18 protein-coding genes are annotated in these 19307 nt (G+C 67.5%); 5 read left to right on the forward strand and 13 right to left on the reverse strand.

The genetic code is table 11. The features are described 5' to 3' along the window. Positions 1-73 precede the first annotated feature (73 nt). Positions 74-1021 carry a LysR family transcriptional regulator gene (locus FZ029_RS11720; protein WP_149269396.1) on the reverse strand — a complete coding sequence of 316 codons (948 nt, stop codon included), beginning with the start codon at positions 1019-1021 and terminating at the stop codon, positions 74-76. A gap of 138 nt (positions 1022-1159) precedes the next feature. Between FZ029_RS11720 and FZ029_RS11725 the strand changes: the two genes are divergently transcribed. Beyond that, positions 1160-2521, forward strand: a complete 1362-nt coding sequence (locus tag FZ029_RS11725; protein WP_149269397.1) for an aspartate aminotransferase family protein — start codon at positions 1160-1162, stop codon at positions 2519-2521. A 189-nt stretch (positions 2522-2710) separates the two neighbouring features. Further along, positions 2711-4210 carry a CoA-acylating methylmalonate-semialdehyde dehydrogenase gene (locus tag FZ029_RS11730; protein WP_149269398.1) on the forward strand — a complete coding sequence of 500 codons (1500 nt, stop codon included), beginning with the start codon at positions 2711-2713 and terminating at the stop codon, positions 4208-4210. Positions 4211-4295: 85 nt separating this feature from the next. Here FZ029_RS11730 and FZ029_RS11735 read toward each other — a convergent pair whose 3' ends face one another. From FZ029_RS11735 to FZ029_RS32975, 10 genes are all read right to left on the reverse strand, one after another. Next, positions 4296-6437: an ATP-binding protein gene (locus FZ029_RS11735; RefSeq protein ID WP_149269399.1), complete on the reverse strand. Its 2142-nt coding sequence runs from the start codon at positions 6435-6437 to the stop codon at positions 4296-4298. Continuing rightward, positions 6434-7933: an ATPase domain-containing protein gene (locus FZ029_RS11740; protein WP_149269400.1), complete on the reverse strand. Its 1500-nt coding sequence runs from the start codon at positions 7931-7933 to the stop codon at positions 6434-6436. Before FZ029_RS11740 ends, FZ029_RS11735 begins: the two co-directional genes overlap by 4 nt. 426 nt (positions 7934-8359) lie before the next feature. Then, the gene (locus tag FZ029_RS11745; RefSeq protein WP_149269401.1) at positions 8360-9142 is read right to left on the reverse strand and encodes a TlyA family RNA methyltransferase; all 783 of its coding nucleotides are present in this window, start codon (positions 9140-9142) and stop codon (positions 8360-8362) included. 92 nt (positions 9143-9234) lie between these two features. Continuing rightward, positions 9235-10278 carry a PAS domain-containing sensor histidine kinase gene (locus FZ029_RS11750; RefSeq protein ID WP_149269402.1) on the reverse strand — a complete coding sequence of 348 codons (1044 nt, stop codon included), beginning with the start codon at positions 10276-10278 and terminating at the stop codon, positions 9235-9237. A 186-nt stretch (positions 10279-10464) separates the two neighbouring features. Beyond that, the gene (dxs, locus tag FZ029_RS11755; RefSeq protein ID WP_149199286.1) at positions 10465-12378 is read right to left on the reverse strand and encodes a 1-deoxy-D-xylulose-5-phosphate synthase; all 1914 of its coding nucleotides are present in this window, start codon (positions 12376-12378) and stop codon (positions 10465-10467) included. A 25-nt stretch (positions 12379-12403) separates the two neighbouring features. After that, a complete protein-coding gene (locus tag FZ029_RS11760; RefSeq protein ID WP_211101065.1) occupies positions 12404-13306 on the reverse strand; it encodes a polyprenyl synthetase family protein in 903 nt (300 codons plus the stop codon). A 1-nt stretch (position 13307) separates the two neighbouring features. Continuing rightward, positions 13308-13586 carry an exodeoxyribonuclease VII small subunit gene (locus FZ029_RS11765; RefSeq protein WP_149269403.1) on the reverse strand — a complete coding sequence of 93 codons (279 nt, stop codon included), beginning with the start codon at positions 13584-13586 and terminating at the stop codon, positions 13308-13310. 175 nt (positions 13587-13761) lie between these two features. After that, complete coding sequence (locus FZ029_RS11770; RefSeq protein WP_109048709.1) at positions 13762-14691, reverse strand: histone deacetylase family protein; 930 nt, start codon at positions 14689-14691, stop codon at positions 13762-13764. Between the two features lie 186 nt (positions 14692-14877). Next, positions 14878-15105, reverse strand: a complete 228-nt coding sequence (locus FZ029_RS11775; RefSeq protein WP_149269404.1) for a sulfurtransferase TusA family protein — start codon at positions 15103-15105, stop codon at positions 14878-14880. Positions 15106-15114: 9 nt separating this feature from the next. Next, entirely contained in the window at positions 15115-15309 is a 195-nt protein-coding gene (locus FZ029_RS32975; protein WP_188051905.1) for a hypothetical protein, read from the reverse strand. Positions 15310-15441: 132 nt separating this feature from the next. Between FZ029_RS32975 and FZ029_RS11785 the strand changes: the two genes are divergently transcribed. Continuing rightward, entirely contained in the window at positions 15442-15819 is a 378-nt protein-coding gene (locus tag FZ029_RS11785; RefSeq protein ID WP_149269405.1) for a metalloregulator ArsR/SmtB family transcription factor, read from the forward strand. Positions 15820-15870: 51 nt separating this feature from the next. Here the strand turns inward: FZ029_RS11785 and FZ029_RS11790 are convergent, their stop codons facing one another. Continuing rightward, positions 15871-16269 (reverse strand): DUF423 domain-containing protein, encoded by a 399-nt coding sequence (locus FZ029_RS11790; RefSeq protein ID WP_247892270.1) that lies wholly within the window; start codon positions 16267-16269, stop codon positions 15871-15873. 88 nt (positions 16270-16357) lie between these two features. Here FZ029_RS11790 and FZ029_RS11795 point away from each other — a divergent pair, with 88 nt between their 5' ends. Beyond that, positions 16358-17110, forward strand: a complete 753-nt coding sequence (locus FZ029_RS11795; protein ID WP_149269406.1) for a glycosyltransferase family 2 protein — start codon at positions 16358-16360, stop codon at positions 17108-17110. On the opposite strand, the gene FZ029_RS11800 is transcribed toward FZ029_RS11795, so the two are convergent. Then, a complete protein-coding gene (locus tag FZ029_RS11800) occupies positions 17101-17328 on the reverse strand; it encodes a hypothetical protein (RefSeq protein ID WP_149199381.1) in 228 nt (75 codons plus the stop codon). The genes FZ029_RS11795 and FZ029_RS11800 overlap by 10 nt on opposite strands. Before the next feature lie 260 nt (positions 17329-17588). Here FZ029_RS11800 and FZ029_RS11805 point away from each other — a divergent pair, with 260 nt between their 5' ends. Further along, entirely contained in the window at positions 17589-19211 is a 1623-nt protein-coding gene (locus FZ029_RS11805) for an EAL domain-containing protein (RefSeq protein ID WP_149269407.1), read from the forward strand. Positions 19212-19307: the final 96 nt, after the last annotated feature.

The following is a 19307-nucleotide window of genomic DNA, read 5'->3' on the forward strand; positions in this document are numbered from 1 at the left end:
TCACGATCCTGGATGCTGGCGGAGTGGGAGGGAGGCGGCAAAGCCCGGCCACGACTATAGCGACCCGCACACCTCAGGTGAGCAGCAATTCGGCATCCATTCCCTCGCCGTCGCCGTTCCCGCGCAAGACGTCCAGGAATCGCTCAAGCACCAGATTCGGCTGGGCGCCCTTCTTCGTCACCACCTGGAACTCCAGGGCATGATGGAAGGTGTCGGGCAGCAGCGCCCGCATCATGCCGCGCTCCACCCATTGCCGGGCATAATGGATGGGCAGGAAACCGACATAGCATCCGGTGAGGATCAGGAACGCCACCCCTTCGCGGTCGGTGGCCGTCGCGGTGTTGTTCAGCTCGTGCGGAAGCTGCGCCTGGGTCGGTGCCACGGCGTCGGCCGCCTCCACCGCCCCGCGCGTCATCGCTCCTTCGGGACGGTCGAACAGCGGATGACCGTCGCCGCAATAGAGCAACGACTCCTCCTGGTAAAGCGGAAGACCGGCCAGCCCGGGCAGACCTCTGCGGACCGGGACGACGCCGACGTGCAATTGCCCGTCCAGCACGCCCCGTTCGATCTCGTTGGGGGGAATCATGCGGATGTTGACACGCACCTCCGGCGCCAGCCGCTTCAGTCCACGCAGGGCATGCGTCACCCGCATCTGCGGCATGGTGACGAGGTTGTCGGTGATCCCGATGTTCAGCTCGCCGCGCAGGCGGCCGTGAAGGGTGTTGATCTCGCTGCGGAAACTTTCCGTACTGGCCAGCAGGCGCAGCGTCGCCTCATAAGCCAGATGCCCTTCGTCGGTCAGCCGGAAGCCCGCCCGCCCGCGCCGGCAGAGCGTGAGGCCAAGCCGCCGCTCCAGGTCCGCCATGTGCTGGCTGATCGCCGCCCGGCTGATATTCAGCTCCACCTCGGCGGCGGAAAAGCCGCCGCATTCGACCACCGTCCGGAACACGCGCAGAAGCCGGATGTCGGCGTCGCCGATCGGGGCCATGGGCCGGGTGGGGGGCCGGGTCGGTTTGTTCATGCTGGAACCGTGAAAAAGGTCGGCGCGATAGGTAAGCGAAAGGTTATGTGAAGTTCTTATAGTTTGGATTTAATCGCAACCACGAACCGCGCACACTCTCCCACGACAGTGCCCAAAACAAATGCGGGAGAACAGCGGATGGCCCCCCTGGACAACGATCAAGCGCAGTCGCTCAGCAAGGCTGCCGGACTGACGCGCGAGGAGCTTGACGCCTATTGGATGCCGTTCAGCGGCAACCGCCAGTTCAAGAACAACCCCCGCATGATCGTGAAGGCGGAGGGGACCTGGTATTGGGATGCCGAAGGCCGCAAGATCTACGACAGCCTGTCCGGTCTGTGGTGCAGCGGCGCCGGCCACTGCCGCCGCGAGATTTCTGAAGCGGTCGCCCGCCAGATCGCGGAGTTGGATTACAGCCCCGCCTTCCAGCACGGCCATCCGGCGGCCTTCAAGCTGGCGCACAAGCTGGCGTCGATGACCCCGGCCGGCCTCGACCATGTCTTCTTCGTCGGTTCGGGGTCCGAAGCGGCCGACACCTCGCTGAAGATGGCGCGGGCCTATTGGCGGATGAAGGGCCAGCCGACCAAGACCAAGCTGATCGGCCGGTCCAAGGGCTATCACGGCGTCAATTTCGGCGGCACCAGCCTGGGCGGCATCGGCGGCAACCGCAAGCTGTTCGGCACCGGCGTCGACGCGGACCACCTGCCCCACACCCTGCTGCCGCAGAACCTGTTCGTGAAGGGCATGCCGGAGGAAGGCGCCTTCCTGGCCGACGCGCTGGAGGAGTTGGTGGCGCTGCACGACGCCTCCAACATCGCCGCCGTGATCGTCGAACCGCTGGCCGGCTCCGCCGGCGTGCTACCGCCGCCGAAGGGCTACCTGCAGCGGCTGCGCGAGATCTGCGACAAGCACTCCATCCTGCTGATCTTCGACGAGGTCATCACCGGCTTCGGCCGCATGGGCGCCCCCTTCGGCGCCGACGCCTTCGGCGTGGTCCCGGACATCATGAACGTCGCCAAGGGCCTGACCAACGGCGCCGTCCCGATGGGTGCCGTCGTGGCGAAGCACGACATCTACCAGGCCTTCATGGACAATGGCGGGCCTGAGTACATGGTGGAGTTCCCGCACGGCTACACCTACTCCGCTCATCCGGTCGCCTGCGCCGCCGGTCTGGCCGCGCTCGACATATTCGAGCGGGAGAAGCTGTGGGAAAAGGCCGCGGCGCTGGCGCCGCACTTCGAAGACCTGATCCATGGGCTGAAGGGGCTGAAGAACGTCGCCGACATCCGCAACTATGGCCTGACCGGCGCCGTCACCATCGCCCCGCTTCCGGGCGAGCCGGCCCGCCGGCCCTACGAGATCGGCGAGAAGTGCTGGAAGGCCGGCTATTACGTCCGCTTCGGCGGCGACACGCTCCAGTTCGGCCCGCATTTCCACAGCGAACCGGCCGACCTCGACCGCCTGTTCAACGTCGTTGCTGATGCCATCCAAGCGACGGCGTAAGGGCGCCACAGGCGAAGCCCCCTCCCTCCCACGGCTTCGCCGCGGGTCCCTCCCTCCCCCGCTTCGCGGGAGAGGGGGGATTCGCATAACGGCGGCAGTTCCCTCTCCCACCGCAGGTGGGGGAGGGTTAGGGAGGGGGCACTCGCACTCCGCACTCCGCACTCCATAATCTCCCCCAGGACACGCCCCATGACCATCGTTGCCCACCTGATCGGCGGCAAGACCGACGCGCCCGCCGGCACCCGGACCGCCGACATCGTCAATCCCGCCACCGGCGACGTGGCCGGACAGGTCGCCCTGGCGTCGCGTGCCACGGTGGAAGAAGCCATTGCCGCCGCCGAGGCCGCCTTCCCAGCGTGGCGGGCCACGCCGCCGGCCAAGCGCGCCCGCGTCATGTACCGCTTCAAGCAGTTGCTGGAGGAAAATGCCGAGCGCATCTGCGCCCTCATCACGGCGGAACACGGCAAGGTCCTGGACGACGCCTTCGGCGAGCTGACCCGCGGCATCGAGAATGTCGAATATGCCTGCGGCGTGCCGGAATTGCTGAAGGGGGAGTTCTCCAAGAATGTCGGGCCGGCCATCGACAGCTGGTCGGAGTTCCAGCCGCTGGGCGTCGTCGCCGGCATCACGCCCTTCAACTTCCCGGCAATGGTCCCGCTGTGGATGTACCCCATCGCCATCGCCTGCGGAAACACCTTCGTCCTGAAGCCGTCGGAGCGCGACCCCAGCTCCGCCCTCTACATCGCCCAGCTGGCCCTGGAGGCCGGGCTGCCGCCGGGCGTGCTGAACGTCGTCAATGGCGACAAAGAGGCGGTGGACACGCTGCTGACCGACCCGCGGGTGCAGGGCGTCAGCTTCGTCGGTTCCACCCCCATCGCCGAGTATGTCTATTCGACCGCCAGCGCCAATGGCAAGCGGGTGCAGGCGCTGGGCGGTGCCAAGAACCACGCCATCGTCATGCCCGACGCCGACCTGGACAATGCGGTCAGCGCGCTGATGGGCGCCGCCTACGGCTCCTGCGGCGAGCGCTGCATGGCGATCTCCGTCGTCGTCGCGGTGGGCGACGAGGTGGCCGACCGGCTGAAGGACAAGCTGTCGGTGGCGCTCCGCGACCTGAAGGTCGGCGCCGGCACCTCCGCCGGCTGCGAGATGGGTCCGCTGGTCACCCGCGCCCATTATGAGAAGGTGAAGGCCTATGTCGACCAAGGCATCGCCGAGGGCGCCGAACTGGTGGTCGACGGCCGCGGGCTGGTGGTGCCTGGGCACGAGAACGGCAACTTCCTGGGCGGCTGCCTGTTCGATCGCGTCACCCCGGACATGACCATCTACCGGGAAGAGATCTTCGGCCCGGTGCTGTGCCTAGTCCGGGTCAAGACGATGCAGGAAGGCATGGACATGATCGACGCCCACGAATACGGGAACGGCACCTGCCTGTTCACCCGCGACGGCGAGGCCGCCCGCTATTTCAGCGACATGATCAAGGTCGGCATGGTGGGCATCAACGTGCCGCTGCCGGTGCCGGTCGCCTACCACAGCTTCGGCGGCTGGAAGCGGTCGCTGTTCGGCGATCTGTCGGCCTATGGCCCGGATGGCGTGCGCTTCTACACCCGGCGCAAGACCATCACCCAGCGCTGGCCGACCGGCGGGATCCGCGAAGGCGCCCAGTTCGCCTTCCCATCGATGAAGTAAAAGGCATGAAGTAAAACGCGCCCTTTGTGATGACGCCGGTGCCGATGAAGGCACCGGCGCCGGCGCAATCTGGCGTGTGGCGTCCCTAGCGGTGAATTCCGGCGCGCGGCTCACGGTGGAGACCGTCAACCGGCTTGGCATGTGCCGACGTCCTTGCCATCTCGGCCAGCAGCTTGGCCGTCGCGACGGCGAGCTGGTTCTGCGTGTATGGCTTGGCAAGCCGCGGCAGGTCGGCCACGACGCCCTCCGGCAGATCGGCGTATCCCGTCGCCAGCAGAACCGGCAGGTCCGGAGCCATGGCACGGGCCGCCTGGGCAAGCTCGACCCCGGTCATGCCGGGCATCGCATAGTCCGTCAGCAGCAGGTCGACCGCCTGCCCGCTGCGCAGAAGCTCCAACGCTTCGACACCCGATCCCGCTTCGATGACCGTGTGCCCAAGGTCGGCCAGCATATCGACGGTGCTCATGGCGATCAGCGCGTCGTCGTCGACCACGAGGACCACGGCGGGAGACACGTCGGCCGCCGGGGCCGGCGGCAACTCGGCCGCCTGGGCCGGCATCGTCGCCTTCGGCAGCCACAGCTCGACAAGCGCCCCCTGGCCCGGAACGCTCGACAGCCGGAACGCGCCGCCGGACTGCACCGCCAAGCCATGAACCATCGACAACCCCAGCCCGGTGCCTTTACCGATGCCCTTGGTCGAGAAGAACGGCTCGATCGCCCGCGCAAGCGTTCCCTCGTCCATCCCTGTGCCGGTGTCCCGCACGCTCACGTAGGGGTAGGAACCGGACGGCAGTCCGGAAGCGACGGGTACCGGCACCTCGTCCACCGTCACGGTGAGCGTGCCGCCGTCGGGCATGGCATCGCGGGCATTCACGGCGAGATTCAAGATCGCCAGTTCAAGCTGGTTGGGATCGATCAGCGCCGGTACCGTCGCAGGTCGGGCGTCGATGCGGATGACGACGCGCGGGCCGACCGAACGCTCCAAGAGCGTTTTCATGCCGTCCAGCAACCCGGTCAGGTCCACCGCCTGCGGCTGCAGATCCTGCCGACGGGCGAAAGCCAGAAGCCTTTGGGTCAGTGTCGCTCCGCGCTGAGCCCCCTGCATGGCGCCATCGAAAAGACGCTCCGTCGTCGGGTCGGCGGGAAGGCGTTTGCGCAGCAGCTCCAGATTACCGAGAACGGCCATCAACAGATTGTTGAAGTCGTGCGCGACACCGCCGGTAAGCTGGCCGAGAGTCTCCAGCTTCTGCGTCTGGCGCAGCTGCTCTTCGGCGCGCTCGCGGTCGCGGATCTCGTCGCGCAGCTGGTCGAGCGTCGCCGCCAGTTCCCTGGTGCGTTCCTGCACTTTGGATTCCAGCGTCTCGGTCAGGCGCTGCAAAGCCTCCTGTGCCGCTTTCTGATCGCTTATGTCCACGATGACGGCGAGTGCTCCGGCCGCTTTGCCGGTGGAGTCCCGCACAGGCACGCCGCTGACACGGGTCCAGACCGGCTGTTCGCCGGTGGAACGATAAATGAATTCCATACCGCTGACTGTCTCACCGCGCAGGGCGCACGCACCGGGAAAGCGGTCGCGTGACAGAAGACGGCCCTGCGCATCATAAGTGATCCAGCTCTCCTCACCGTCCGGCCGCCGGGAAGGGATGACACCGTCCGGAAGAAAGCGCCGGAATGCCGGATTGGACAGAATGGTCCGGCCGTTCCGGTCCATCAGGTTGACGCCCACCGGCAGGTGCTCCACCAGCGTTTCGAAGCGTGCCCGTTCGTCGGCGAGGTCCGCCAGCAGACGCTCGCGCTCCACGAGCCGCGCCCTCGCCTCATACTGCCTGCGCCGGCCGCGCAGGCAGGTCCGCACGACGCTGATCAGGGTGGTCGGGTGGAAGGGGCGCTCCACGAAGGTCACGTTGCCCAGCAGTTCGGTCAGGCGCGCCGCCTCCGGCGTGCGTTCGGCGCCGGCGCCCCGCAAGGTGAGCAGAATGACGGGAAGGTCCGACCATGGCGGCTGTGCGCCGATCCAGGCGACAAGACCCTGGAGGTCGGCGGTGCGCACCGCCTCTTCCGCAAGGATGAGCAGGCCGGCTCCGTCTTCCAGCGCCGCACAAAGCGCCGGCAGGTCGGGACAGGCGTGCGCGGCGATGCCGACCTCGCCCAACAAGGCGGAGGCGACGGTGGAATCCCGTCCATGCGGCGCCAGGATCAGCGCGCGCTCCGTGGTGGCGGACTCGCTCAAGCCGGATCGTCCTGCAGCAAAGGCCCGCCTTGGCCGACATAGATCGGCACGCCGCGCAGTACCCCCTGGAACTCGTCCAGCGGCGGCCCCAGGCTGATGCCCCTGTCGTTGACCCGGTACTCGCGGATCGTGTCCTCGTGCGGACCGGCCCGCTTCTTGATCACCGAGATCGCCCGCCGGACACGGCCCAGCGCCTCGAAATAGCGCAGCAGCACGACGGTATCGGCCAGATAGGTGACATCGACCGGAGACTGCATGTCACCGATCAGGCCGTGCTGCGCGATGGTGAGGAAGGTCGTCACGCCCTGGCGGTTCAGGTACAGCAGCAATTCATGAAGATGCAGGACCAGAAGCTGCTCTTCCGGCATCGCCGCCTGATAGCCGTTGAGGCTGTCGATCACCACGGTGCGGATTTGGTGGTCGTCGACGCAGGCGCGGACCCGGTAGGTGAACTCGCCGGGCGCCAGTTCCGCCGCATCCACCTGCTCGATGATCAGGCTGCCGCTATCCCGCATGGCTTCAAGGTCGAAGCCCATCGCCCTGGTCCTGGCGAACAACAGGCCAAGCTCCTCGTCGAACACGAACAGCGCAGCCCGCTCCCCCCGCGCGACGGCGGCCACCGTGAACTGAATCGCCAGCAGCGACTTTCCGGTCCCCGCCGGGCCGATGATGAGAGCGCTCGATCCGCGCTCCATGCCGCCACCCAGCAGCGTGTCGAGTTCGGCGATGCCGCTGGCCAGACGCTCTCCGGCGAAGCCGGTTCGATATTCGGCGGCGATCAGCCGGGGGAACACTTTGAATCCGCCGGTGGTGATCGTGCAGTCGTGGAAGCCGCCCCGATATGCCTGCCCTCGGTACTTGAGCACCCGCAAGCGCCGCCGCTCGGCGCCATAGGCCGGCGTCAGCATCTCCAGGCGGATCACGCCATGCGCGATGCTGTGGACCGTCTTGTCCATGGTGTCGGTGGTCAGATCGTCGAGCAGCAGCACGGTGGCGCCGTGGCGGGCGAAATAATGCTTGAGGGCGAGGATCTGGCGCCGGTATCGCAACGAACTCTGGGCCAGCAGCCGGATCTCCGACAGGCTGTCCAGGACGATCCGCATCGGCTTGCTCCCCTCGATCGCCTCGAACATCAGCTTGGTCGTCTCGCCGAGTTCGAGATCGGAGGAGTAGAGCAGACTCTGCTGGTGCGCCACGTCGAGCAGGCTCTCCGGCGGAACCAGCTCGAACACCGTGATCTCCTCGCCGAGCGTCCAGCCGTGCGCGGCCGCAGCGACGCGAAGTTCGCCCTCGGTTTCCGACAGGGTGATGTAGAGTCCGGGTTCACCGGCCGCCGCGCCGTCCAGCAGGAACTGCAGGGCAATGGTGGTCTTGCCGGTGCCGGGGCTGCCCTCGAGCAGGAAGACACGGTCGCGGGCGAGGCCACCGGCCAGGATGTCGTCAAGCCCGGCAACACCGGTACGCGCCTTGTGCGGCTGTTCAGAGGATGCGGCCATGGCGGGCTGGGATTTCCGTCTTGAAGGGGTCGGGCAGCGCATGCGCCGGTTGAGAATCTGGCTGGAAGCGGGCGGGTATGCCGCAGAGCCGGGCCGACCGGGCTGCCATCCCGGACGCGATGGCAGCGGTGGCTGGACGCGCGCAGCGGAGAGTCCGGCGCACGATTGCCCGGCCATCAATCGCAAAGTCCTGACCTGCCCCGGCCACCATCAGCCAAAGCCTGGGCAACACGGGGTTGCGACGCACGGCACCGGGGCGAGGTGGAGGATCAACGGACCGAGATAATTCTGCACACAGCGATCCTGACCGTTAAATGCGGTCGTCCAAATCTAATGCGCCGCGCGGCAGGCTGCAGCCTGGGCTATCCTCATCGACCCTTCGGCATAGTCCAATCGATCGGGCACAGCCTTCGCGCCCTGCCCCGGTCAGCCGGGAAGGTCGAGGCGTTCGTGGGTTTCAAGATCGGGGGAAAGATCCTTCACCGCGCCGATCAGGAACTCCTTGTTCCCCTCCGGTCCGGTGATCGGGCTTTCGGTGATGTCCAGCACGCGCCAGCCCGGAAGAGCATCCAGCCATTTGCGGATGCGGACGCAAACCTCCTGGTGCAGTTCGGGTTCGCGCACCACGCCGCCCTTGCCGACGCGGCCCTTGCCGACCTCGAACTGCGGCTTGATGAGGGCGACCAGCCGCCCGCCCGGCACCACGAGGGCCAGTGCCGCCGGCAGCACGATCTCCAGACCGATGAAGCTGGCGTCGCACACCACCAGGTCGACCGGGTCCGGAATCTCGGCCATGGTCAGGTGGCGGGCATTGGTCTTCTCCAAAACCACCACGCGCGGATCGTTGCGCAGCTTCCACGCCAACTGGCCATGACCGACATCGACAGCATAGACCTTGGCGGCACCGCGGGTCAGCAGCACGTCGGTGAAGCCACCGGTGGAGGCGCCGACATCGACCGCGGTCAGTCCGGTGGGGTCGATGGCGAAGACGTCCAGCCCTTTTACCAGCTTCAGCCCGCCGCGCGACACCCAGGGATGGTCCTGCCCCTTGACCGCCAGCGGGGCTTCCGCCGCGATGAGGTCGCCGGCCTTGTCGATGCGCTTCGTCTCGGAATAGACCAGCCCGGCCAGGATCAGCGCCTGCGCCTTGGCGCGGCTTTCCGCCAGCCCGCGCTCCACCAGCGCCACGTCAACCCTCACCCGTGCCATGCCGTCGCCCTTCGCTCGCTCGTGACGGCGCATTCCTGACGCGGAACCGCCGCAAGGGCAAGCCCCGGTTCCAGGCGGCAGCCGGCCGGGCGTCAGGCCGGCGGGAAATCCACCGACACGCGGGTGCCATAGGGGCTGCTGTCCGCCGTCAACCGGCCACGCAGTTGGCCGACGAAGGCGCGCACCACCTTCAGCCCCAGCGTCGACGCACGGGCAACGTCCAGGCCCTGCGGCAGGCCGATACCGCGGTCGACGACCTCCAGATGGATGCGGCCGCCTTCACCACGGCCAAGCCGCACGTCGATGTCGCCGGGCACTCCTGCGGGAAAGGCGTGGCGCGCCGCGTTGCCGACCAGCTCGCTGACGATCAGGCTGAAGGGAATGACCGACTCCATCGGCATCTCGGTCGTCTCGGCCGTGACCTTGACGCGGTGGGCGCCGGGCAGCGTCGCCTCAAGCTCCTGGCACAGTTCGCGCAGATGGACCGCCATGTCGACGGTGCCGGCCCGCAGGGCGCCGTGGGTGCGCTGGTGGGCCTGGGTGACGATGCCGACCCGTCCGCCGGCGCTCTGCAGGGCGCGGCGGACCTCGGGATCCTTGCTCGACAGGGTCTGCAGGGTCAGCAGGCTGGAGACCAGCTGCAGCGTGTTCTTCAGCCGGTGGCTGACGTCGCGCAGCCGCCGGTCATGCTCGGCCGCCGACTCCGGCGTCTCCTCGGCAGTGACGATCAGGGCGCGGACGACGCCGTTGACCCCCAGCAGCGGGGTGACCCGCACATCCCAGAACCGCTCGCCATCGGTGGTGCGGTCACTGGCGGCCCGGTTGCGCTGCGGCTGGCCTGTCCGCCGCGCCTCGATCAGCATGGACAGCGACAGGGCTGGAAAACGCTCCGTCAGGTTGGTTCCCGCGATCGCGCCCAGCGCCCGGAAGGCGGCGTTGGCGAAGGCGCAGCGGTCACCCTCCCCCTCCACCAGGGCGGTGGGTGTCGGCGTCTGATCCAGCAGGCTGCGCAACATCGCAGGATCGTCGATGCCGACGCCGCCGGCCGCAACGTCGGCGCCGGCCGCCCGATCCGCTCCCGGATCGGTGCCGAACTCCGCGTTGCGGTATGCCGTGACCGCCATGATGTGCGCCATCGCCCCTGACCTCGTATCCATCCGCTGCCGCAGGCTCTTCCCCCGTTGCCCGGGGGCTACCATTCCAGCTTGGGAAGTGTAAGGCGTCGCTTGCGCTCCATACCAGTCCAACAACCCGAAAGGCCGCTAGACAAATGGCATTACGCCGTTTGGATGCCCTCGGCGAATGGGTGAAGGAATCGGCGGTCAGGCCCGCGCCGCAGCGCTCTCGATCCCCAGCGCCTGCAGCGCGGTGCGGACGATTTGCTGAGCGGTCAGGCCGGCGGTCTCATACTGTTTCGCCGGCGAGTCGTGGTCGAGATAGAGGTCGGGCAGAACCATCGGCCGGATCTTCAATCCGCCGTCGAGCAGCCCGGCCGTCGCCAGGAACTGCAGCACGAAGCTGCCGAAGCCGCCGACCGATCCCTCCTCGATGGTGATCAGCACCTCGTGCTCCAGCGCGAGCCGGCGGACCAGATCCTCGTCCAACGGCTTGGCGAAGCGGGCGTCGGCCAGGGTGGTCGACAGGCCGCGCGCCGCCAGCTCCGCCGCGGCGCGCCGGGCCTCGCCCAGGCGGGTGCCATAGCTGAGGATGGCGATCTTGGTGCCTTCCTGCAGGATGCGGCCCTTGCCGATCGGCAGCAGGCTGCCGCGTTCCGGCAGTTCCAGCCCCACGCCCTCGCCGCGCGGGTAGCGCAGGGCGGAGGCGCGGTCGTCGATGGCGGCCTGGGTCGCCACCATGTGCATCAGTTCCAGCTCATCCGCCGCCGCCATCAGGACGATGTCGGGCAGGCAGCCGAGATAGGCGGTATCGAAGGACCCGGCATGGGTCGCCCCGTCCGCGCCAACCAGCCCGGCGCGGTCCAGCGCGAATCGCACCGGCAGATGCTGCAGCACCACGTCATGGATGACCTGATCGTAGGCACGCTGCAGGAAGGTCGAATAGATGGCGCAGAAGGGCTTGAACCCCTCCGTCGCCATGCCGGCGGCGAAGGTCACCGCATGCTGTTCGGCGATGCCGACGTCGAAGCAGCGGTCGGGGAAGCGCTCCCCGAACAGGTCCAGCCCGGTGCCCGACGGCATGGCGGCGGTGATGCCGACGATGGTCGGGTCGGCCGCCGCCTCGGCGATCAGGCTCTGGGCGAAGACGCGGGTGTAGGTCGGGGCGTTGGACTTCGGCTTTGACTGGGTGCCGGTCACCACGTCGAACTTGGCGACGGCGTGCAGCTTGTCGGCCGACTCCTCCGCCGGGCCATAGCCCTTGCCCTTCTTGGTGACGACGTGGATCAGCACCGGCTTGTCGTCGTCGGCGTCGCGGACGTTCTGCAGCACCGGCAGCAGGTGGTCCAGGTTGTGACCGTCGATCGGGCCGATGTAGTAGAAGCCCAGCTCCTCGAACAGGGTGCCGCCGGTGACCATGCCGCGGGCATATTCCTCCGCCCGGCGGGCGGCGTTGCGCAGCGGACGCGGCAGCTGGTCGGCGATCTCCTTCGCCAAGTGGCGCAGCGACAGGTACGGCTTGGACGAGATCAGCCGCGACAGATAGGCGCTCATCGCACCCACCGGCGGGGCGATCGACATGTCGTTGTCGTTGAGGATGACGATCAGCCGCGACTTGGTGGAGGCCGCGTTGTTCATCGCCTCGTACGCCATACCGGCGCTCATGGCGCCGTCGCCGATCACGGCGATGACGTTGCGCCGCTCCCCCTTCATCTTGCTGGCGACCGCCATGCCGAGACCGGCGGAGATGGAGGTGGAGCTGTGGCCGGCGCCGAAGGGATCGTATTCGCTCTCCGACCGCTTGGTGAAGCCGCTCAATCCCCCGCCCATGCGCAGCGTGCGGATGCGGTCACGCCGCCCGGTCAGGATCTTGTGCGGATAGCACTGGTGCCCGACGTCCCAGATCAGCCGGTCATAGGGCGTGTCGAAGACGTAATGCAGCGCCACCGTCAGCTCGACCACCCCCAGCCCGGCGCCGAGATGGCCGCCGGTCACCGATACGGCGTCCACGGTCTCGGTGCGCAACTCGTCTGCGAACTGGCGGAGCTGCTCGGGCTTCAGGGCCCGCAGCTTGGCTGGCGTCGGACAAAGGTCGAGCAGCGGGGTCTTGGTGGAGGTCACGTCGTGATGGTCCTCAAAGCTCTGGTCAGGCGCGGCGCGCGACGACGAAGTCGGCAACGGCCTTCAACATATCGGCACGCCCATCGAAAATGTCCAAGTGCTGCGATGCCTGATGGGACAGCATTTCCGCCTGGGCGCGGGCGCGGTCGCGGCCGAGGATCGAAACGAAGGTCGCCTTCCCGGCCTGGGCGTCGCGGCCGACGGTCTTTCCGGTCTCTTCCGCCGTGCCTTCGACGTCCAGCAGGTCGTCGACGATCTGGAAGGCCAGCCCCATGTCGTGGGCATAGGCGCGCAGCGCCGTGCGCTGCGGCGGGTTGGCCTTGCCCAGGATGCCGCCGGCCTCGCAGGAGAAGGCGATCATCTCGCCGGTCTTCATGCGCTGCAGCCGGGTGGTGGTGCCGAGATCGAAGCTCTCATGCTCCGCGATCAGGTCCAGCATCTGGCCGCCGACCATGCCGTGGCCGCCGGCCGCCTTGGCCAGCGCCGACACCAGTTGGCAGCGGATGTTGGGATCCTCGTGAGTCGCCGGGTCGGCCAGCACCTCGAACGCCAGCGTCAGCAGACCGTCGCCGGCAAGGATGGCGGTCGCCTCGTCGAACTGGCGGTGGCAGGTCGGCCGGCCGCGCCGCAGTTCGCCGTCGTCCATCGCCGGCAGGTCGTCATGGACCAGCGAATAGCTGTGGACCATCTCCACCGCGGCGGCGGCACGGATGGCGCAGTCGGGGTTGACGCCGAACAGCGCCGCTGACTGCATCACCAGGAAGGGCCGCAGCCGCTTGCCGCCGTTCAGGCAGCCATAGCGCATGGCATCGAACACCCGCGCCTCCGCCAGATCGGTGGTCGGCAGCAGAGCGCCGATCTTCATCTCGACGGCCTGCGCGATCTCCGCCATGGCGGACTTCAATTCGGTCTGGGAAATGGTCTGCACGTCAGTCGATCCGGGCGGGTTCGGTGCCGAGGGAGCCGTCGGCGCTCACGGTGATGCGGTCGATCTTGGCCTGCGCCTCGCGCAGCTTCATCTCGCAAATGCGCTTCAGCGCCGTACCGCGTTCATAGGAGGAGATGGCGTCGTCAAGCTTGCCGCGTCCTTCCTCAAGCTGGCGGACGATCCGCTCCAGTTCGGCGAGCGCATCCTCGAAACTGAGGGCGGCGATGTCGGGCGGAATGGGAACAGCAGAGGCGGAAGGGGGCATGTCGGGCAGAACCATCGATGGAACCTCAAGCCCGCGAAGGTATGCCCCGCCCTCGCCCGGCGCAAGGCCCGAGGCACTCCCGTACCCCGGCCCTTGCGGACTATGTGCCGCCACTGTGCGGCCTATGCGTTCGGGCAGCCCCTCCCCCTTTCGGAAGAAGGGGACCGCCATTGCGCGGGGAAGGTTCCGGTCAGCAGTACATCAGTTCGCGCACATGGGCCGCACTTGCCGACGCCAATGCCCGAAGATTGTAGCCGCCTTCCAGCACCGAGACGATCCTTGCACCGCAATGGGTGCGGGCCAGTTCGCCCAGCTTGCGGGTGGCCCAGACGAAATCATCGTCGATCAGGTGCAGGCCGGCCAGCGGATCGCGCGAATGGGCATCGAACCCGGCGGAGATGATCAGCAGGTCCGGCTTGAAATGGTCGATGGCCGGCAGGATCACGTGCGTCATCGCGTGGCGGAACTCCGGCGACCCGGCCATGGCCGGCAGCGGCGCGTTGACGCAGTTGCCATACTCGCCCTTCTCCCCCGCGTCGCCGGTGCCGGGATAGAGCGGCGACTGGTGGGTGGAGCAATAGAGCATGTCGGGATCGAACTGCAGGATGTCCTGGGTCCCGTTGCCGTGATGGACGTCGAAATCCATCACCGCCACCCGCTGCAGCCCATGGGCGGCGCGGGCGTGGAAGGCGCCGACGGCGGCGTTGTTGAACAGGCAGAAGCCCATCGCCTTCTCCCGCTCGGCATGGTGGCCCGGCGGCCGGACCGCGCAGAAGGCGTTGCGCGACTGGCCGGTCGCCACCGCGTCGACCGCGGCGCAGACCGCGCCGGCCGCACGCAGCGCCGCCTCCCCCGATCCGGGCGAGACGACCGTGTCGGCATCGACGCCCGCATGCTCCACGTCGGGGATCAGCGACAGCACGCGGTCGATGTGCGACTGCGGATGCGCCCGCAGAAGCTGTTCAACCGTGGCGCGCGGCGCCTCCTGCCGTTCCAGCATGTGGAACTCCTCCGTCTCCAGCGCGGCGAGCACGGCGCGCAGGCGGTCGGAGCATTCGGGATGACCGAGACCCGTGTCGTGCTCCAGGCACGCCGGGTGGGTGAACAGGGTGGTGAACATCGATTTTTCGGTCGTTATCGTTGGTTTTCGGGCGGCGATTGCAGCGTTTCCGAAAACCATTCTTCCCGGATCGCTAATGAAAGTACAGGCTGAATCCAGGACGATTCGTCACAGCCCACTTTCGGGGACCGGGGCAATCCGTGCCCCCCTGCGATCGGGGTATAACCGGTACGGTGCAACGTCTGTTCAAGCCACGCGTTCGATGACGAAGCGCAGGATGCCGTCCTCTTCGCTGACGGACAGCAGGCGGTTGCCGGTCGCCTCGCAGAATGCGGGAAAGTCCTTGCGGGCGCCGGGGTCGGTCGCCTCCACCGTCAACGTGTCGCCGACGGCAATGGTCCTGATCGCCTTGCGCGCGCGCAAGACGGGAAGCGGGCACTGCAAGCCCTTGGTATTCAAAGGATGGTCGGTCATAGCGGAATGCTACCCGACCGGCCGGCCGGTGTCACGACGGATGCGGCGGCGCGCTTGACCCCACCATTGCGGATGATTATCGCTCACAACCGGAAGCTGATATATCTGTAGCGGCTCTGTTTCGAGATGCGAGAAAAACAGGGCTCCGCCGATGATGGCGACGCTCAAGCCGTCGCATGCGCCAAGCAGCGGCGCGGTCGCCATGCCGGATTCCCACAGGTGGACAATAGCCGTCCGATACGAATATACTAGGATACGAACATTTTTCTTTGCCTGGTCGCGCAACGACGGCTCAGGCGCAAAACGAATCGGAACGGACAGGGCGACGGTAGAGCGATGAAGATCGAGGATTTGCAGGCCAACGCCCGCCGGGCAAGTGCGCTGTTGAAGGCGATGTGCAACGAGCGGAGGCTGCTCATCCTGTGCCACTTGAGCCAGGGCGAGCGGTCGGTGGGCGAGTTGGAGGATCTGGTCGGGCTCAGCCAGTCGGCGCTGTCCCAGCATCTGGCCCGGCTGCGCAACGACAATCTGGTCCGTACGCGGCGCAGCGCCCAGAACATCTACTATTCGCTGAACGGACACGAGGCGCAGACGATCATGACGACGCTGCACGGCCTCTACTGCACGCCTGCGGCTGAGGACGCCGACAGCGACAGCCGCAGCGGCGACTCGGCCGCGGACCAGTCCGACCTGCGCACCGCCACGGCCGGCTGATCGCCGGACACCGACTTGACCGCCGCCGCCTCGTTTCGACGGGCGCAAGCCTCAGCCGCGCGCCCGCAGGGCCGCGACCGCCAGCGCCAGCCAGCCTAACATGAAGCTCCAACCGCCGGCCGGCGCCGTCATCGGCACCGGCAGCGGCCCGACGGTGCCCAGCGCGTAGAGCGTGCCGCAGAACAGCAGAATCCCAGCGACGAACAGCCATCCCGCGATCCGCAGGGCCAGTCCGCCCATCCCGCCGCTCCCGATCCGGCTCCCAAGCACCACCAGCAGCACCAGCGCCAGCGCATGCGCCATCTGATACTGCCCGGCGATGCGGAACCATTCCTGCGCCTGCGGCTGGGCGGCCAGCGCGTGGCTGGCATAGGCGCCGGTGCCGACCGCAATGGCGCCGTTCAGAGCGGCGAAGACGATCCAGATCCGGTCGATCACTCCCACGGGCATCCTTCCCTTCCTTCGCGCCACCGCCAGCCGGCGGTGCTATGCTGCCGCTTGTCTACACGCAGCCCGCCCGTGCGAGCAAGAAACGACCATGACGTCCCACACCCCCACTCCCCTGGTCAGCATCGTCACCCCCACCTGGCAGCGCGAGGAGTTCCTGCCACGCCTGCATGCCTGCATCCAGGCGCAGACCCATGGCGAGATCGAGTGGCTGGTGTTCGACGACAGCCCGCGCCCATCGGCATACCTGAAGGCGCTGGCGAACCCGCGGCTGAAATATTTCTACTCGCCCAGCCGCTATGCCATCGGCGAGAAGCGCAACATCCTGGCCGAACATGCCAAGGGATCGGTGATCGTCCACATGGACGACGACGATTTCTATGCGCCGACTTATGTGGAGCGGATGCTGGACTGGCTCGATCGGGGGCATGATCTGGTGAAGCTGTCGGGCTGGTTCCTCTACAGCGTGCCGCACCGGCGCTTCGGCTATTGGGACACGGCCCACGGCGGCTCGCACCACCGCTGGGGCCGGCAGGCCTGCAGCTATGTGGAGGCGCCGGACGCCCCGCCCTCCCCCGACAATCTCGACGGTTATGGCTTTTCCTATGCCTACCGCCGCGAGGTATGGGGGGCGGTGCGCTTCCCGGCGGTGAACGCCTGCGAGGACGCACCCTTCGTCAAGGCCGCGCGCGAACGCTTTCGCGTCGGCGCCTTCCCGGACACGGAGGGGCTGTGCCTGCACACGCTGCACGCCCGCAGCACCAGCCTGTGCCTGCCGCAGTACGAGTTGCCGCCGCTGCTGATGGATCGGCTTTTCGGCCCGGAAGCGGCCGCTTACACCTGAACGTCGAGGAACATGCCGCGGCGATAGTTGCGCGGCAGGGTCAGCACGCCGTTGACAACCAGGGCGGCCAGTTCACGCAAGCTCGGAACCCGTTGCCGTCCCTGCTGGACGACGCCTTCGGCGCGTGCGCGTGCACCGCTCGCGGCCACACGGCCACCACCGGAGTCGGGGCGGATCAGCTCGTTCGAACGTTCGCCGGTGCGTCTGGTCTCTACCATGGGAGCCATTTACCATAAATACCGCACCTGGGGAAGAGACACCGGCTGTGACAATAGCCGTTTGAACCCAGGTGGATAGCGGTCCCCGCCCACTTGCCGGCTGCCGCAGCCGTTCGGATCGCGGGCATTTGGCTCAACGCAATTTCGATAGTGGTAGGATTTCCTTTACGTTTTAAGTGCGAACATTTTGTAGACATATTATTTCGTCGGGTGCGAAGCATCCGGTCGCTCCACCCAACCGCGATCCTTGCCGAGGCACCATGACATCGGACGTCGCACGCTTCCTTGGCTTCGCATTTGCCAATGCGGATGTGCTGATCGAGGTGGATGCCCGTGGAATCATCGGCTTCGCCGCCGGCGCCTTGCAGCATGTCCTGGGAATCACCGATGCCGAACTGATCGGTCAGCCGATCGACCGCATGCTGGCGGCCGGCGACCGCGGGCTGGTGCGGCGCCTGCTGCGCACCGCCGGGTCCAACCGCCGGCTGGAGCCGCGGACGGTCGCCCTTGCCGGCGGGACGCAAGCCACGCTGTCCGGCTATCGGCTCGGCCGCTCGCCCAACGTGCAGCTGACGCTGACCCGGTCGGAAAGCAAAGGAGCCGAGGCGCCGGCCCGCGACGCGGAGACCGGGCTGCTCGACCCCGAGGCCTTCCAGGCGCAGCTGGGCGAGCGCTTCGGCGTCGACGTCGGCCAGTCGCCGCCGAAACTGACCCTCATCAAGATCGCCGACTTCGGCGAGGTCAAATCGCGGCTGGGCCCGGAACTGACGCTGCGCCTGCTGGGAGAGGTCGGGGCGCTGCTGCGCGTCCACGCCGCCGACGACACGCTGGCGACCCGGCTGGGGGAGGACCGTTTCGGTCTCGTCCACGGCAGCGACCTGTCGGCCGGCGCGCTCGCCGACGAAATCGCGGTGACCGGCGCCGGCCTGTCGCCGGACGGCCAGCCGCTGGCGTCGGAAAATCTGACGCTCGACATGTCCGCTCCCGGCCTCAGCCGCGAGGATGCCGGACGCGTGCTGATGTTCACGGTGAAGAGCTTCGCCGAGGAGACGGCCAAATTCGACATCTCCACCATGCATGACGCGGTGAAGCTGCTGGTCGACCAGACGGTGACGCGGGTGACCAGCCTGCGCACCACCCTGACCGACGACCGGCTGAAGCTGCAATTCCAGCCGATCGTTTCGCTCGCCACCCGCGGCCTGCACCATTACGAGGCGCTGGCCCGCTTCCCCAACGGCGCTCCCGGCCCGACCATCGCCTTCGCCGAGCAGATCGGCATGGTCCATGACGTCGACCTGCTGGTCTGTGAAAAGGCGCTGGAGACGCTTGCGGCCGATCCCTCCCTGCAAATTGCCGTGAACATGTCGGCGGCCTCGCTTGGCAGCGACATCTTCGTGGTCGCCTTCCAACGGCTGGTCGCCCGCGACCCGGCATTGCGCTCCCGCCTGCTGGTCGAGGTGACCGAATCGACCGGCCTGACCGACCTGCCGCGCGCCGCCCGCGTGCTGGAGGAGTTGCGCCGCACCGGCCACCGCATCTGCCTGGACGATTTCGGGGCCGGCGCGGCGTCCTTCCCCTACATCCAGGCCCTGCCGGTCGATTTCGTGAAGATCGACGGCAGCTATGTCCGCCGGCTGGGCGGCAGCCCGCGCGACGACGCCATCCTGCGCGCCATGGTCGGGCTGTGCCGGGAAATCCGCGTGCAGGTGATCGCCGAGATGGTGGAGACGCAGGACCAGGCGGCGCAGCTCAACGCCTGGGGCTTCGAACTGGCCCAGGGCTATCATTTCGGCAGGCCGGCAGACCGCCCGGCCTACAAGCCGGCCAGCCTGTTCGCCTCGCCGGCACCCGCCCGCTCCGGTCTGGCGGACGGCTGGGCCTGAGGCCGCGCCAGACTATAACCGACGCCATACGACCAAATCTTTTCCTTCCGAGTGGAATGAAAGCCGGAGCGGCGACGTTCATCGGCTCATGAGGGG

Origin of the sequence: Azospirillum sp. Sh1 (genome assembly GCF_008365135.1) — a bacterium.
Classification (GTDB): Bacteria; Pseudomonadota; Alphaproteobacteria; order Azospirillales; family Azospirillaceae; genus Azospirillum; species Azospirillum oryzae.

Excerpts from the sequence above, each read along its gene's own strand:
- FZ029_RS11800 (WP_149199381.1), bottom strand. The coding sequence starts at position 17,328 with ATGGTAGAGACCAGACGCACCGGCGAACGTTCGAACGAGCTGATCCGC.
- FZ029_RS11740 (WP_149269400.1), bottom strand. The coding sequence starts at position 7,933 with ATGGCCGCATCCTCTGAACAGCCGCACAAGGCGCGTACCGGTGTTGCC.
- FZ029_RS32975 (WP_188051905.1), bottom strand. The coding sequence starts at position 15,309 with ATGGCGACCGCGCCGCTGCTTGGCGCATGCGACGGCTTGAGCGTCGCC.
- FZ029_RS11730 (WP_149269398.1), top strand. The coding sequence starts at position 2,711 with ATGACCATCGTTGCCCACCTGATCGGCGGCAAGACCGACGCGCCCGCC.
- FZ029_RS11745 (WP_149269401.1), bottom strand. The coding sequence starts at position 9,142 with ATGGCACGGGTGAGGGTTGACGTGGCGCTGGTGGAGCGCGGGCTGGCG.
- FZ029_RS11770 (WP_109048709.1), bottom strand. The coding sequence starts at position 14,691 with ATGTTCACCACCCTGTTCACCCACCCGGCGTGCCTGGAGCACGACACG.
- FZ029_RS11750 (WP_149269402.1), bottom strand. The coding sequence starts at position 10,278 with ATGGCGCACATCATGGCGGTCACGGCATACCGCAACGCGGAGTTCGGC.
- FZ029_RS11765 (WP_149269403.1), bottom strand. The coding sequence starts at position 13,586 with ATGGTTCTGCCCGACATGCCCCCTTCCGCCTCTGCTGTTCCCATTCCG.
- FZ029_RS11720 (WP_149269396.1), bottom strand. The coding sequence starts at position 1,021 with ATGAACAAACCGACCCGGCCCCCCACCCGGCCCATGGCCCCGATCGGC.
- FZ029_RS11725 (WP_149269397.1), top strand. The coding sequence starts at position 1,160 with ATGGCCCCCCTGGACAACGATCAAGCGCAGTCGCTCAGCAAGGCTGCC.
- FZ029_RS11790 (WP_247892270.1), bottom strand. The coding sequence starts at position 16,269 with ATGCCCGTGGGAGTGATCGACCGGATCTGGATCGTCTTCGCCGCTCTG.
- FZ029_RS11775 (WP_149269404.1), bottom strand. The coding sequence starts at position 15,105 with ATGACCGACCATCCTTTGAATACCAAGGGCTTGCAGTGCCCGCTTCCC.
- FZ029_RS11785 (WP_149269405.1), top strand. The coding sequence starts at position 15,442 with ATGAAGATCGAGGATTTGCAGGCCAACGCCCGCCGGGCAAGTGCGCTG.
- FZ029_RS11805 (WP_149269407.1), top strand. The coding sequence starts at position 17,589 with ATGACATCGGACGTCGCACGCTTCCTTGGCTTCGCATTTGCCAATGCG.
- FZ029_RS11795 (WP_149269406.1), top strand. The coding sequence starts at position 16,358 with ATGACGTCCCACACCCCCACTCCCCTGGTCAGCATCGTCACCCCCACC.